The organism is Salipaludibacillus sp. HK11, assembly GCF_047795645.1.
Lineage (GTDB): Bacteria > Bacillota > Bacilli > Bacillales > Salisediminibacteriaceae > Salipaludibacillus.
Window position 1 is genome coordinate 4559137 of sequence record NZ_CP181045.1, and the last position, 14007, is coordinate 4573143.

The 14007-nt window shown below is 39.5% G+C and carries 12 protein-coding genes and 2 riboswitches; of the genes, 9 read left to right on the top strand and 3 right to left on the bottom strand.

Translation table 11 applies throughout. From position 1 onward, the window contains the following. Positions 1 to 17: 17 nt before the first annotated feature. Entirely contained in the window at positions 18 to 188 is a 171-nt protein-coding gene (locus tag ACM26V_RS21575; RefSeq protein ID WP_416148828.1) for a hypothetical protein, read from the bottom strand. 109 nt (positions 189 to 297) lie between these two features. Then, the gene (locus ACM26V_RS21580) at positions 298 to 927 is read right to left on the bottom strand and encodes a spore coat protein (protein ID WP_416148829.1); all 630 of its coding nucleotides are present in this window, start codon (positions 925 to 927) and stop codon (positions 298 to 300) included. A gap of 195 nt (positions 928 to 1122) precedes the next feature. On the opposite strand from ACM26V_RS21580, the gene ACM26V_RS21585 reads away from it, so the two are divergent. The 3 genes from ACM26V_RS21585 (at position 1123) to ACM26V_RS21595 (ending at position 4432) form a co-directional block, all read left to right on the top strand. Further along, positions 1123 to 2808 carry an aspartate:alanine exchanger family transporter gene (locus ACM26V_RS21585; RefSeq protein ID WP_416148830.1) on the top strand — a complete coding sequence of 562 codons (1686 nt, stop codon included), beginning with the start codon at positions 1123 to 1125 and terminating at the stop codon, positions 2806 to 2808. Positions 2809 to 2925: 117 nt separating this feature from the next. Beyond that, positions 2926 to 3891, top strand: coding sequence for a calcium/sodium antiporter (locus ACM26V_RS21590; RefSeq protein WP_416148831.1), 966 nt, complete (start codon positions 2926 to 2928; stop codon positions 3889 to 3891). Positions 3892 to 3985: 94 nt separating this feature from the next. Next, positions 3986 to 4432 carry a GNAT family N-acetyltransferase gene (locus ACM26V_RS21595; protein ID WP_416148832.1) on the top strand — a complete coding sequence of 149 codons (447 nt, stop codon included), beginning with the start codon at positions 3986 to 3988 and terminating at the stop codon, positions 4430 to 4432. A gap of 247 nt (positions 4433 to 4679) precedes the next feature. Here the strand turns inward: ACM26V_RS21595 and ACM26V_RS21600 are convergent, their stop codons facing one another. Then, entirely contained in the window at positions 4680 to 6350 is a 1671-nt protein-coding gene (locus ACM26V_RS21600) for an alpha-glucosidase (protein WP_416148833.1), read from the bottom strand. 227 nt (positions 6351 to 6577) lie between these two features. Further along, positions 6578 to 6790, top strand: a riboswitch (cobalamin riboswitch). 163 nt (positions 6791 to 6953) lie between these two features. Between ACM26V_RS21600 and ACM26V_RS21605 the strand changes: the two genes are divergently transcribed. From ACM26V_RS21605 to ACM26V_RS21630, 6 genes are all read left to right on the top strand, one after another. Continuing rightward, positions 6954 to 7499 carry a cob(I)yrinic acid a,c-diamide adenosyltransferase gene (locus tag ACM26V_RS21605; RefSeq protein ID WP_416148834.1) on the top strand — a complete coding sequence of 182 codons (546 nt, stop codon included), beginning with the start codon at positions 6954 to 6956 and terminating at the stop codon, positions 7497 to 7499. A 23-nt stretch (positions 7500 to 7522) separates the two neighbouring features. Next, the gene (locus ACM26V_RS21610; protein WP_416151942.1) at positions 7523 to 8896 is read left to right on the top strand and encodes a cobyrinate a,c-diamide synthase; all 1374 of its coding nucleotides are present in this window, start codon (positions 7523 to 7525) and stop codon (positions 8894 to 8896) included. Continuing rightward, a complete protein-coding gene (locus ACM26V_RS21615; RefSeq protein WP_416148835.1) occupies positions 8889 to 10403 on the top strand; it encodes a cobyric acid synthase in 1515 nt (504 codons plus the stop codon). The genes ACM26V_RS21610 and ACM26V_RS21615 overlap by 8 nt, the downstream gene beginning before the upstream one ends. Positions 10404 to 10426: 23 nt before the next feature. Then, a complete protein-coding gene (gene cobT, locus ACM26V_RS21620) occupies positions 10427 to 11464 on the top strand; it encodes a nicotinate-nucleotide--dimethylbenzimidazole phosphoribosyltransferase (RefSeq protein WP_416148836.1) in 1038 nt (345 codons plus the stop codon). 75 nt (positions 11465 to 11539) lie between these two features. Beyond that, positions 11540 to 11751, top strand: a riboswitch (cobalamin riboswitch). 172 nt (positions 11752 to 11923) lie between these two features. Then, positions 11924 to 12979: an ABC transporter substrate-binding protein gene (locus tag ACM26V_RS21625; protein ID WP_416148837.1), complete on the top strand. Its 1056-nt coding sequence runs from the start codon at positions 11924 to 11926 to the stop codon at positions 12977 to 12979. Next, complete coding sequence (locus ACM26V_RS21630; RefSeq protein ID WP_416148838.1) at positions 12945 to 14006, top strand: FecCD family ABC transporter permease; 1062 nt, start codon at positions 12945 to 12947, stop codon at positions 14004 to 14006. The genes ACM26V_RS21625 and ACM26V_RS21630 overlap by 35 nt, the downstream gene beginning before the upstream one ends. The last annotated feature ends 1 nt before the right edge of the window (position 14007 follow it).

Below are 14007 nucleotides of genomic sequence, written 5' to 3' on the forward strand. Positions count from 1 at the left end.
TCTAAAACGAATGGAGACTATGAATGATCATATTCGTCATTAATTAGGCGAGTAACTTTCGTCGTGTTGTCTTGTTTCATATCAGTTTTAGATGCATTTTTCCCATATGAGTCTTCTTCATCGAGTCCTGGAGCAACCTTTTCATTCTTTGCTGAAAAGAGTTCCTTTTCTTTGTCTCTTTTATCCATGAGTACCATCCTTCCGAAAAATAATTCCCTGCTAATTAAGAGGTTGCTGAATAAGAAAATAATGATTGTTACAAGGGTTTAACAACTTTCTTAAGTTGTTCAGGAACCGTTAATTCAAAGGTATTGTTGGAGCAGTGGCAAAACCTTCAGTCATATGTGTCATTTCTTGATCGGCCAACTGAGGTACTTGATAATATCCTTGCTTATTTTGATAGAGGAATACGTCAAAACTCATTTCAATGAGATTTGGGACACTATCTGCTGTAACCCTTCGTAATACTGGATTAGTCATCTCTAGTGCGGTCATCGCCATGAGAGATGCGAGCCCTTTTACTTGACCAAGCATCAACCCTGAGATATTTTCGTCGGAAATTTCCGAAACTGACTGAATTGGTTTTTTTGGTTGTGTTGTTTCCAGTCCGTACATGACGTTGTTACTTTGTTCCATATGATAAATGTGCGTCGATTTTGAAGGTTTTTCTCCTGTTTGCAAGCTCTCCACCATTATGTTGTAAAGCTCAGTTAAAAAGCTGCTTTGTCGATTTAATATTTTTTTCAACGCTTGATCTTGAAGGTGTTGCTCATACATTTTGTAGTGATCTAGCACACCCATGACTCCTGAAATCACTTCATGTGCATCATAAAGTTCATGGCCACCGTGACTTTTATTTGCAGGCATACTCTCTGACAACTTTTTACCGTTTTGTTGTTCCATATAATTATTTTGTTCATTTTGCAAAACTAATTCCTCCTTTTACTTTCGTACTTTTCTATTATCCATTTGTTTTTCGGGAATAATGTATTAGAATAAAAATTTATTTGTAAAGAATTGAAAACGTGATCATTGACAACTATTCGAACGTTTTGTAAATAAACTGTGAATCATTTCAGACAGAAGCGAGAATCGCTTTTATTTATATATAAAAAGCTTATAATGAAAGTTAACTTATTAATTGGCTATACATATTCTAGATTTTTGGCCAATAGGCTATTCGTTGTATTAAAAAATGGAGGGAAAGGATTGGATATCGTGATGAAATTTTTAGATGATCCCTTAGTTCTCCTATTCGTGATATTGTTCTTAGGGTCAATGTTTGGGCAAGCGAAAATCAAAGGGTTAAGTCTAGGTACGTCAGGCGTACTTCTTATAGCGATGGTATTTGGTCATTTTGGATTTCAAGTTTCTCCTGTAGTACAAAATCTCGGGCTTAGTTTATTTATTGTCGCTGTTGGTTTACAGGCGGGACCACGCTTTTTTCGAATGATGAAAACATCAGGAATTATATTTGGAATTATTGGCTTACTAATTGTTTTAATAGCTGCGTTGACAACGATTGTTGTTTCAAAAGTATTTGGCCTGTCTCCCGCTCTTAGTATTGGGTTGATGACAGGAGCGTTGACGAGTACGCCAGGTCTTGCAGCAGCTCTTCAAGCAACGAATGATCCGTTAGCATCTGTTGGTTACGGGATAGCTTATCCGTTTGGCGTGGTAGCTGTTGTTTTATTTGTTCAATTGATGCCAAAAGTATTAAATATTGATTTAGAAAAAGATTTGAAACGTTCTGTTGGTCCGGTTCGACATAAAGGGTCACCTGAGTCGATGACGATTGAAGTGACGAATGATAGCATCGATAAAAGAACACTAAGAGAGCTTAAGCTTATGCCAAACAGTACTGCGGTGATTAGTCGAGTAATAAGAGGAAATCGTAATATTATTAGTTTGAGTGATACAGTCATATTAAAAGGAGACCGGCTAGTTGCAGTCGGAATTCCTTCAGACTTAGAAAAACTACGGAATCAAATTGGTAAGGAAGTAGTTACGAATGTTGATAACGTTGATAATATTAAACTGCGCAGAATTACCGTTGATTCAGAAGATATGATTGGAAAAAGCGTCAGAGATTTACGCTTACGAAGCCAGTACGGTGTTACTGTAACGAGAATGGAGCGTGCCGGTTTTGAGTTCAACCAAAATCCCGGATGGCGTTTGGAAAGAGGCGATGTTCTTACAGTGGTAAGCAGTGAAGACCGTTTGTCTGAAGTAGAGCAATTATTCGGACAAAAAAAATTACAGATTACAAATATTCATATTTTTTCCCTTAGCCTAATTTTATTGATCGGGATTTTTGTTGGGATGATGCCTATTTATTTACCAGGTCTTGGTACGATGAATTTGGGGGTTGCAGGTGGACCGTTGTTTGTCGCATTAATTGTTGGTCACTTTGGGAAAATCGGTCCGATACGTGCTAGATTTTTTCAACCTTCAAATCAGGTGATTAGAGATATTGGACTTGTTCTATTCCTAGCTGGTGCCGGAACAACCGCAGGAGAAGGTCTTGTTGAAGTAGTTATGGCCGAGGGAATTGGTCTTGTATTTGGCGGCGCTCTTATTACACTACTCCCGATTTTAGCTGGTTTTTTGATGGCAAAGAAACTTTTCCACTTAAGTATTCTTCATTCATTAGGAGCACTTTGTGGCGGATTGACGAGTACACCCGGATTGGGAGCAGTAAATCAGCTGACAGATGGTGATGAACCAGCAATTGCTTATGCGGCAGCATATCCATTTGCGTTAATATTTGTTGCCATTGCTGCTCAGTTGCTTGTGTTTGTGCTTTAATGTAGTTTGATACCTTTGAATACGCAGTAGTTCATTATCCAATAAAGCCAGTCGAATAATCAAATAGTAAACCATGCATAATAGAACCGTTAAGCAAAATTAAGGACGGTGAAATGTATGGTTTATTTTTTGTTGGTGGCCGGATTTTTATTACTTATTAAAGGAGCAGATTGGTTTGTGACAGGCGCTTCGGAAATAGCAAAACTACTTCGGGTTTCTCCTGTCCTTGTCGGGCTTACTATTGTTGCTTTCGGTACCGGATCTCCAGAAGCAACAGTTAGCATCATTGCCGCGTTGGAGGGGAACCCGGGAGTTACTATTGGTAACGTTGTAGGTAGTAATATTATCAATATTGCAGGTGTGGTTGGGTTGACTGCCATTATTTTCCCGTTAGCTGTTGAAAATCAAACTGTACGTAAAGAAATCCCCTTTACTTTATTGGCTAGTCTTGCATTTATGGCATTAATATGGGACGTGGGAATGGACTCAGAGTCAAGTAACTTATTGTCGCGTGGGGATGGGATCGTTTTATTATTATTTTTTGCAATATTTATGTACTATGTTTTTGGAGTAGCGATGACTCACCGTGAAGAGGATATTATTTCAAATGAAGGTAAAGTATCTGATGCTAAAGCAGGTGGAGGGAAAAATAGTGTCGTAACCTTGTTAGGATTAGCAGGTATTATTCTAGGAGGATATTGGGTGGTTGAAAGCAGTACAGAAATCGCGATTCGATTTGGTATGAGTGAAACTCTTGTTGGACTTACTGTCGTATCTTTAGGATCTTCTCTCCCTGAGTTTGTCACCTCGATAACGGCAGCCGTAAAAAAACACAGTGATATTGCATTAGGTAATATTGTTGGAAGCTGTATTTTCAATATTCTTTTTGTTTTAGGCATCACTTCTCTTATTATTCCTCTTCAAATCGAAACGAAAATATTTGTTGATGTGGTATTTATGATTATTCTCACAATTGTTTTACTTGTTTTTTCAAGAACGGATTGGAAAATAGGCAAAGGTGAAGGTAGTATTTTAGTAATTTCTTATCTGATTTATCTCGCCTATATTATCTATCGAAACTAAATCAATTTATCATGTTAACTGGTCAGCCTTTCTTTTTGAAAAAAAGAAAGGTAATGATAAAATGAACGGAAGCATTTACTTTAGGGGGAGTATCGTGAATTTTTACATAAAGGAATTTGAAGAACTGTCAACACATCAGCTGTATAAAATACTTCAGGAAAGAATTAATGTTTTTGTCGTTGAGCAGAATTGTGCTTATCCAGAAGTTGATGGGAAGGATCCACAATCCTATCACCTTTTTGCGGAGGAGAACAATGACATAGTTGCCTATACTCGACTACTTCCAGCGGGTGTCGCATACCGACAAGCATCAATAGGAAGAGTTTTAGTAATAGAGCCATTACGGAAAACTGGGTTAGGGAAAGAGATTATGGAGCGATCGATCGCATTTCTGAGCGAACAATTACTAGAAAAAGAGATTAAAATTCAAGCTCAAGAGTACGCGTTGCGTTTTTACCAATCATTTGGATTTGAGCCTATCTCGGAGGTGTATTTGGAAGATGACATTCCACACTTGGATATGGTGTGGAGTAACCATTAGTCAAAGAGCTAGATGTGAGACACTGAGAAGAGAAGTAGTCATACGAGTGTCCAGAAAAAACTAAGTGCGAGCCACTGAGAGGTGAAGAAGTCGTGAGAGTGTCTAGAAAAAGCTAGATGCGAGACACTCGGAGCTTGTACACTCTAATGAGCGATCACAAAAAGTCCATTTTTCAGATGAAGGTGCTCGTTATCCCCTCACATGAAAAAGCCCGAGCGATCAATCCGCCCGGGCTTTCAAAATATGATTAATATAAATAAACTCTTGCTTCAAAAGGCTTTAACGTAATCGATGCTGAGGAATCGTGCTCGTCGACATCGATGTTTGCTAATACAAGCTGGTTACTAGAAACTGCTATGGAATTCTCTTCTTTGATCCAAACAGCACTTTCAGCTGTTAAGTTTGTTATTACAAGTGCAGTTTGACCATTAAATTCACGTTTATAAGAGAAGACTTGCGTATCTTCATCCATTAGCAAATCGTAGCTACCATAAGTAAAAATATCATGCTTCTTTTTTAGTTGAATCATTTTTTTATAAAACTGCAGAATCGACCGATCATCGCCTTGTTGCTTTTCAACATTAATATCCTTGTAGTTTGGATTCACTTTTAGCCAAGGTTCTCCAGTTGTGAAACCACCGTTGGCATCATCTGACCACTGCATCGGTGTGCGGCTATTATCACGCGATGTGTGAGCAAGAACATTAATAATTTCTTGTGGAGAATCGCCATCTGCTATTTTCTCACGATACATATTTTTAGCTGCTACGTCATTATATTCTTCAATATTATTAAAATAAATGTTTGTCATACCGATTTCTTGACCTTGATAAATATACGGAGTTCCCTTCATGAGAAAGTACATTGCCCCAAGAGCTGTTGCGCTCTCACGCCAATATTGTTTGTCGTCCCCCCATGTCGATACAACGCGGGCTTTATCATGATTTTCGATGAACAAGGCGTTCCACCCATCGTGCTCCAAACCTTTTTGCCATCGAGTTAACGCGTTCTTTAGTTCGATAATATTGAGACCACCACCGCCTACTTCATGATCCCACAAATCGAGATGTTCAAACTGAAACACCATATCCATTTTGCCGTTTTCACCAACCCATAAGTGTGCTTCGTCAACACTAACGCCATTCGCTTCACCGACAGTCATCGTATCTGGATAGTTATCATACGTTTGTTCTTTGTATTCCTGCAAAAATTCATGGATTCCTTCTTGATTCATGTGCATATCAAAAGAAGGGACATATTTTTTCTCATCAGGATTTGGCAGATTTGGGAGACCAGGTCGTTTCTTAATATGACTAATCGCATCAATTCGAAACCCATTCACTCCTTTGTCAAGCCACCAATTGACCATATCATAAAGAGCTGTCCTCACATCTGAATTCTCCCAGTTGAGGTCTGGCTGTCTTTTGGAGAAAACGTGAAGGAAATACTGCTCGGTCTTTTTATCATACTCCCAAGCAGATCCACCGAAAATGCTTTCCCAATTATTTGGTTCTTGATCATCTTTACCGTCGCGCCAAATGTACCAATCTCTCTTTGGATTATCTTTGGCTGAGCGTGATTCAATAAACCACGGATGTTCGTCACTCGTATGATTTAACACGAGATCGATAATTAATCGCATCCCTCGCTTATGAACCTCTCGAAGAAGTTCATCGAAGTCAGCCATGGTACCAAAGTCCTCCAATATATCTTGGTAATCTGAAATGTCATAACCATTATCATCTAAAGGTGACTTATACATCGGACATATCCAGATGAAGTCGATACCTAATTCTTGTAAATAGTCTAGACGTTGGATCATACCTTGGAGATCACCAAAACCATCTCCATTACTATCTTGAAAACTTCGTGGATACACTTGGTATCCAATTGCCTCTTTCCACCATGTTCTTTCCATGTTTTCCACCTCGTCATTTCCGATATTCGAACGTTACCTTAAGCACAAGAGTTGTGCAAACGGTTTTTCAATTGCTTTGCTAATCATATCGAAATTTGTTTTATAATTCAATTATATCAGAGAATTTTGTATGCAAGGGTCGAAACTTACCATTAGTTTGAAGCGGTATTCTAAATAGTCGTTTTACTTTCTAAGTTTGCTCAATTATACTATGTAAATATGTATTAATTAAATAAAAGCAAATAGGTTCTTTTAACAATACCCGAGGTTAAGTGTTGTTTGTTAAAAATGAAAAGGGAAGTTGGTGAGATTCCAACACGGTCCCGCCACTGTAAACGTCTAGGAATGTTGTGATTACCACTGTGCAAAATTGTATGGGAAGGTGCAATGGTTCCGGTGAGATGTAAGTCAGGAGACCTGCCTGTTTGTCGTATTAAAGACCTTCGAGGAAAAGGTGAGCGACTGTGCGAGTTGTCGATTGATAACAACAGCCTTTTGTGTATTTACTGAGATATACGTGCCGTATTCGTATGTAGCGCTTTCCTTACTGGGGAGGCGTTTTTTATATTAATTTTAAGATAAATTATAAGAGGAGATGTTCACATGGCTAAGAAGAATCAAAAAGGAATGACGCTCGTATATACGGGTAATGGAAAAGGGAAAACGACGGCATCATTAGGGCTTGCTTTACGCGCTGCTGGACACGATTTCACTGTACGGATCTTTCAATTTATTAAATCACCTGAGAGAACATATGGAGAACAAACCGCTTTGAAAAAGTTAGGGATTGAGATGGTTCAATTAGGAAGAGGGTTCACCTGGACGAAGACACCGGAAGAACACAGAGAAGCGCTTAAAAAAGGCTGGCCTCAAGTGAAACAAGCGATCATGAGCGGAGAATATGATGTTGTTATTTTAGATGAGATTAATAACGCATTAGCAATTAGTGCCTTTCCGATTGATGATGTGTTACCACTCCAAGAAGTACTTGATGTGATTAAAGAAAGACCAGCGCACGTTCATCTTTTGTTAACAGGAAGAGATGCACATCCAAAAATAAAAGAACTCGCAGACCTTGTTTCTATTGTTGAAGCAGAGAAACACTATTATGATGAGGGGATCCCTGCCATTAAAGGGATTGAATATTAATGAATGGGATGAAGGATGACAGCATGACAACAAGGCGTTTAGTCATTGCTGGAATAGCTAGCGGTGTCGGTAAAACAACGATAACAGTCGGGCTTATGGCTGCATTCAAACAAAGAGGGCTCACCATACAAGGATTTAAGTGTGGTCCTGACTATATAGATCCAACATACCATACTGAAGTATCCCGTCGGCAAGCTCGAAATCTAGACAGTTGGATGTTTGATGAAGAGACATTAAAAGAAGTGCTTCATAAAGGCAGTCAAGGAGCAGACATATCTCTGATCGAAGGTGTGATGGGCTTCTATGATGGCAAAGACCCATCATCAGATAAAGGAAGTACGGCTGATATTAGTGTTATTACCGATAGTCCTGTTTTATTGGTCGTTCCTTGTGGCGCACTCGCTCGGAGTGCAGCTGCAATAGTTAAAGGATTTCAATTGCTTAATGAGCAGGCCAATATTGTCGGAGTGATTGCGAATCAGGTAGGTAGTAAGGGTCACTATTTGCTTGTGAAAGAAGCCGTGGAGAAGGAATGCCATATTCCTGTCGTAGGTTATATGACGAAGGATGCAAATCTGTCGATGCCTGAACGCCATTTAGGTTTAATTCCATCGATTGAACGTGGAGAACTAGCACCATATTTCGAGCAATTAGGCAATGTTATCTCAGAAACGATTGATTTGGATCACCTTTATAAATTAGCTGTGACTTCCCCCGTCATCAAAAATGAGTCAGAGTTATTTCAACAGAAACGAGATGCCTGTGTGAAAATAGCTGTAGCGAAAGACAAAGCGTTTAACTTCTACTACAAAGAGAATTTAGAATTATTAGAAGCGGCTGGCGCAGAGATTGTTTATTTCTCACCACTTTCAGGGCAATCGCTCCCAGACAATGTAGATGGTCTTTATCTAGGTGGAGGATTTCCTGAAGAGTATGCAGAGGAACTTTCTCAGTTTAAAGAGATGCAAACGTCCATTGCAGAAGCGATAGATAAAGGGATGCCGACGTTTGCTGAGTGTGGTGGATTTATGTTTTTGTGTGAGTCAATCACGACGTCGAATCAAGATCAGTATTCGATGGTTGGTGTTCTTCCAGGCGCTGTGACAATGACAGATCGTTTAGCGGCCATTGGTTATCGGGAAGTAACAGGGCTTAATGAAAATTTCTTGTTGCCTATAGGAGAAACAGTAAAGGGGCATGAATTTCATTACTCAACGCATACTTCCTCTGAAATGATAACGGCAGCCTTTCAAACTACAGGGCGTAAGGGTACAAAAGAAGAAGGGCAGATTAACAATAATCTTGTCGCCGGTTATACGCACCTTCATTTTGCTTCATGTCCTTCCATCGCTGAGCGATGGGTCAATCGATGTTTGGAGTGGAAAACAAATGGATAAAGGGTTACCAATCATGGTACAAGGTACGCACTCTGATGCAGGAAAAAGTATTGTAGTCACAGCACTGTGTCGAATTTTTAAAGAAAAAGGGTATAAAACAGCCCCATTTAAATCGCAAAACATGGCTTTGAATTCTTATATAACCGTTGACGGCAAGGAAATTGGTCGTGCACAAGGAGTGCAAGCAGAAGCGGCAGGCATTCCAGCAACAACTTATATGAACCCAATATTAATTAAACCAACTGGTGAATATAAGTCTCAAATTGTTGTTCATGGAAAACCTTATAAAAATATGCAAGCAGGACAATATAGACAAGTTTTTTACAATGAAGGGCTTTCGTTGATCAAAGACAGTTATGCACGATTATCTGAGAATTTTGAGCGTATTGTTATCGAAGGTGCAGGAAGTCCAGCAGAGGTAAATTTGAATGATCGTGAACTCGTCAATATGAGTGTTGCAAACATCGCAAATGCACCAGTCATTTTAGTTGGTGACATTGATAAAGGTGGTGTATTTGCCAGTTTAGTAGGCACATTACAACTCCTAGACCCTGTTGACCGTAAACGAGTCATCGGAGTCGTCATCAATAAGTTTCGAGGCGATTTGAGTTTGCTTAAACCTGGCTTGGATTGGTTTGAAGACTATACCGGATTACCAGTGCTAGGGGTCATTCCTTTCATAGACAAGCTAAACATTGAAGCAGAAGACTCTCTTGCGTTAGAACAATATTCTTCTAGGAAAAATCAAGAAAAGGATTTAGATATTGCTGTGATCTCTTATCCGAGAATATCGAATTTTACCGATGTCGACCCACTTATGAGGGAACCGGATTGTCACGTTCGATTTGTCCGAACAAACGAAGAGTTGGGCAAACCAGACTTGATTATCTTGCCAGGTAGCAAAAATACGTTGGAAGATTTAGCGCATATTCGTAAGGAGGGGCTGGCGGAAGAAATCATTTCGCTCGTTAAGGAAAATAAAACGCCAATAATCGGTATTTGTGGTGGGTATCAAATGCTAGGTCAAACGTTAGCAGATCCAGATGGTATAGAGTCAGGAATTGAGAAGGTGGAAGGTCTAGGTCTTATTGGAAATTTATCAACGACGTTAACTGATAAGAAACGCACTGTTTTATCTGAAGGTGTGATTATCTATCGTGGTGAAACGATAGCCGTCACAGGCTATGAAATTCATATGGGTGTCTCTCAATTTTCTGATGAACAAGGGGATCGATTTGTTCAATTGATAGACGGAGGCACAGACGGGTTTATTAGTATAGATGGACGAACGATTGGTACGTACTTTCACGGAATATTTGAAAATGATCGATTTAGAGAAGTGATATTGAATGATTTACGAGGACGCAAAGGCCTTCCTGAAATAAATGACAGGGTTTCTTTTCAAGCACTGAAAGAACAATCCTTTCATCACTTAGCTCAACTGGTTGAGAGTCATCTCAACATGGAATTGATCGAGGATAAAATGGCTTTATTTCAAAAAAACTGAGATATTTAGAGAGGGACAGCAGCATGGAAACAACAATAAACAAAATCACAGCGACAAATAAACAAGTAGGGAAACAAACTCTAGCTCACCTGAATAATTTAACGAAGCCACCAGGAAGTTTAGGTAGATTAGAGAAACTAGCGGTTCAGTTAGCAGAAATAACTGGAGATACATTTCCAACTGTATCCCCTCCTGCTTCGATTGTTTTTGCGGGCGATCATGGTATCGCTAAAGAAGGAGTTTCTGCATTTCCTCAAGAAGTAACGACACAAATGGTGGCGAATTTCCTTGCAGGTGGCGCGGCAATAAATGTATTAACAAAACAAATAGATGCAATGTTAGAGATCGTTGATATAGGTGTTGCATCGGATATAGAAGGTTCAGGTTTTATTAATAAAAAAATTCGCTATGGAACAGCTAACTTTGCCAAGGAAGATGCGATGACAAGGAAAGAGGCGCAAAAGGCAATTGAAGTAGGGATCGATATTGTAAAACAAGTAATTAAACAAGGTGCAAATTCGATTATCTTAGGTGAGATGGGGATCGGGAATACGACGAGCAGTAGTGCAATCATCGCTACATTAGCCGAAGTGAATGTGGAAGGTATTGTTGATATTGGAACAGGAATCACAGCTGAACAGCGTGTATTGAAACGAAAGATCATTGCCCAGGCGCTTGAGGATCGAAAACCAAATCGTGAGGATGTCCTCGATATTCTTTCTAAAATAGGTGGACTGGAGATTGCTGGTATGACAGGGGCGATTTTAGGAGCAGCTTCTGAACGAAAGCCTGTCATTATTGATGGATTTATTTGCACGGTATCTGCCTTGTTAGCAACGAAGCTAGTTCCCGAAGCGAGAGACTATTTAATATTCAGTCATCGCTCTCAAGAACAAGGACACACAACAGCTTTGAAAATGCTCCAAGCAAATCCATTATTAGACTTAGAGTTACGTCTAGGTGAAGGAACCGGAGCGGCGCTTGCTTTTCCGATTGTGGAATCTTCCCTAAAAATTTTAAAAGGCATGGCTACTTTCACTTCAGCAGGAATTTCGACTTAGTCATATTGAAAAAGATTAAAAATAAATTTACTTTATTTGAAAACTGATTTATACTAAATCTATTAATAAAACCCAATTTCATAGATACAATTTGGTTCATGATTCACGTCGATACGTTGACGAATTCATGTTAAAAGGGAAGTCGGTAAAAGCCGACACGGTCCCGCCACTGTGAGCGTTTAGGAAAGCTGAAAGAAGCCCACTGTGCTTTTACATAAAAGCATGGGAAGGGAAGCTGATCCGATGAAGCGTAAGTCAGGAGACCTGCCAAGTTGTTCGTAACACCTTCGAGGAAAGGGATGTTTCATGTTCATAGAAAATTCTACTACGTGTTAGAATGCAAACCGTCATCTATATTATGATAGGTACTTATTTCTATGTGACTGTTACATTCAACGCTTTTCCTAAAGGAATGGCGTTTTTATTATGTAATAAAAAGAATGTAGGAGGAACAAAAAGATGCAAAAGAGAATTAAATGGGGACAATTAGGTGCAGCAATAACATTGTCGTTGGCATTAATGACGGCTTGTGGAACAAATGAAGAAGAGGTAAATGAAAATAATCAAGCGAACGATAACGACGAAGTCACGAATGAAACAGAAAATAATAATGATGAAATTGAGAATGCGGCGGACGAAGAGAACGAAGCAGCAAATGAAGAAGTAACTGGTGGAGAATTTCCAATCACCTTGACAGATAAAGTAGATCGGGAAGTGACAATTGACGAAGAACCTGAAACGATCGTTTCATTGTTGCCTAGTAACACGGAAATTGTCTTTGAACTTGGAGCTGGAGACAGATTAATAGGTGTGTCGGATTTTTGTAATTATCCACCAGAAGCAGAAGATATCCAAAATGTAGGTGGGCAGGATATGGATCCTGAATTAATATTGTCGTTGGAGCCTGATATGGCTCTTGTTCAAAGATATCATTACGAGAATCATTCAGAAATTTTGGATCAATATGAGCAATCTGGTATCGATGTGCTTGTAATTGAAGGTGGCGAATCATTTGATGAAGCTTATGACACGATCAAAATGCTTGGTAGCGCTACAGGTACTAGTTCACGTGCGGATGAGATTGTTGTTGAAATGAAAGACGCATTAGCTGAGATTGAAGAAAAAGCGGAAGAGATTTCTGAAGAAGATAGAAAGACGGTTTGGGTCGAAATATCTCCCTCACCAAATATTTTCACAGCTGGTCAAGGAACATTTATGCATGAGATGTTAGAAGTGATTCAAGCAACTAATGCGGCAGAAGATCAAGAAGGTTGGGTCAGCCTGACTGAAGAAGAAATTGTCATGTTGAGTCCTGATGTGATTATTACAACCCATGGAGTTGCGGAAGATCCAATTGACGAAGTGGTATCACGTGATGGTTGGTCGGACATACCAGCTGTGCAAGATGAAAGAATACATGATGTGGATAACGATACGGTCATTCGACCAGGACCGAGATTAATTGAGGGAGTGGAAACTCTTGCCAAATTGGTCTATCCAGAAATTTTTGAGTAATCGAATCTTTTGGATTTATGTTTTCAGTGGAGGATTTGTACTTAGTACAATCCTCTTTGGTCTATTTATGAGCAGTGTGACAGTCCCTGTTCCAACCATCTTCCACATCATCATTGACAATGTATTTGGCTGGCAATTGCTCTCGGACTTTCCCGAAGTTCAAGATAGAATCATCTGGAACATTCGTTTACCACGCGTGTTATTGGCTTTTTGTGTAGGAGCTTCATTAGCTTTGGCGGGTGCAGCTTTTCAAGGGTTGCTTCGAAACCCACTCGCAGATCCTTATACGATTGGTGTGTCATCTGGTGCCGCATTAGGAGCTGTTATCGTAATATTTTTTCAAGTGACGATTGTTGGTTTAGGCGGTTTTACACTTCCAATTGTAGCAATAATTGGTGGTTTCATTTCATTGATGCTCGTGTTTGGTCTTGTTAGAATTGCCAGCAGAAGCTTTGCGATTGAAACGATTATTTTAGCAGGAATTATTATGAGTTCTTTTATTGGTGCAATCATCTCTTTGGTGATATCGCTTGGTGATCAAGATTCGATGACGCAAATTATCTATTGGCTCTACGGAAGTGTTGGTATGAGAGGATGGAGTCACGTTCAACTCATCGTTCCGTTTATGATCATAGGCATGTTTATTCTATTGGTCCATTATCGGGAGTTAAATGCGTTGGCTTTAGGGGAAGAGGCAGCCGAACATATCGGTGTGAATGTTAAGCGAGGCAAATACTATATTTTAGTTGGAGCATCTTTATTAACAGGAGCATCTGTTGCTGTTTCTGGTTCCATTGGATTTGTTGGGTTAGTAATCCCTCATTTGGTCCGCCTCATCATTGGACCAAATCACAGGCATGTGTTACCTTTATCGTTCCTTGTTGGGGGAGGGTTTCTAATTATAGCTGATTTAGTCTCACGAATGATTATTGCCCCGAAAGAACTTCCAATTGGTGTAATTACTGCTTTGATTGGGGCACCTGTTTTTGCATTATTATTGATTAGAAATCGGCTTGGGAAGGGGTAAC

Excerpts from the sequence above, each read along its gene's own strand:
- ACM26V_RS21575 (WP_416148828.1), bottom strand. The coding sequence starts at position 188 with ATGGATAAAAGAGACAAAGAAAAGGAACTCTTTTCAGCAAAGAATGAA.
- ACM26V_RS21585 (WP_416148830.1), top strand. The coding sequence starts at position 1,123 with ATGAAAGTTAACTTATTAATTGGCTATACATATTCTAGATTTTTGGCC.
- ACM26V_RS21590 (WP_416148831.1), top strand. The coding sequence starts at position 2,926 with ATGGTTTATTTTTTGTTGGTGGCCGGATTTTTATTACTTATTAAAGGA.
- ACM26V_RS21600 (WP_416148833.1), bottom strand. The coding sequence starts at position 6,350 with ATGGAAAGAACATGGTGGAAAGAGGCAATTGGATACCAAGTGTATCCA.
- ACM26V_RS21605 (WP_416148834.1), top strand. The coding sequence starts at position 6,954 with ATGGCTAAGAAGAATCAAAAAGGAATGACGCTCGTATATACGGGTAAT.
- ACM26V_RS21610 (WP_416151942.1), top strand. The coding sequence starts at position 7,523 with ATGACAACAAGGCGTTTAGTCATTGCTGGAATAGCTAGCGGTGTCGGT.
- ACM26V_RS21615 (WP_416148835.1), top strand. The coding sequence starts at position 8,889 with ATGGATAAAGGGTTACCAATCATGGTACAAGGTACGCACTCTGATGCA.
- cobT (WP_416148836.1), top strand. The coding sequence starts at position 10,427 with ATGGAAACAACAATAAACAAAATCACAGCGACAAATAAACAAGTAGGG.
- ACM26V_RS21625 (WP_416148837.1), top strand. The coding sequence starts at position 11,924 with ATGCAAAAGAGAATTAAATGGGGACAATTAGGTGCAGCAATAACATTG.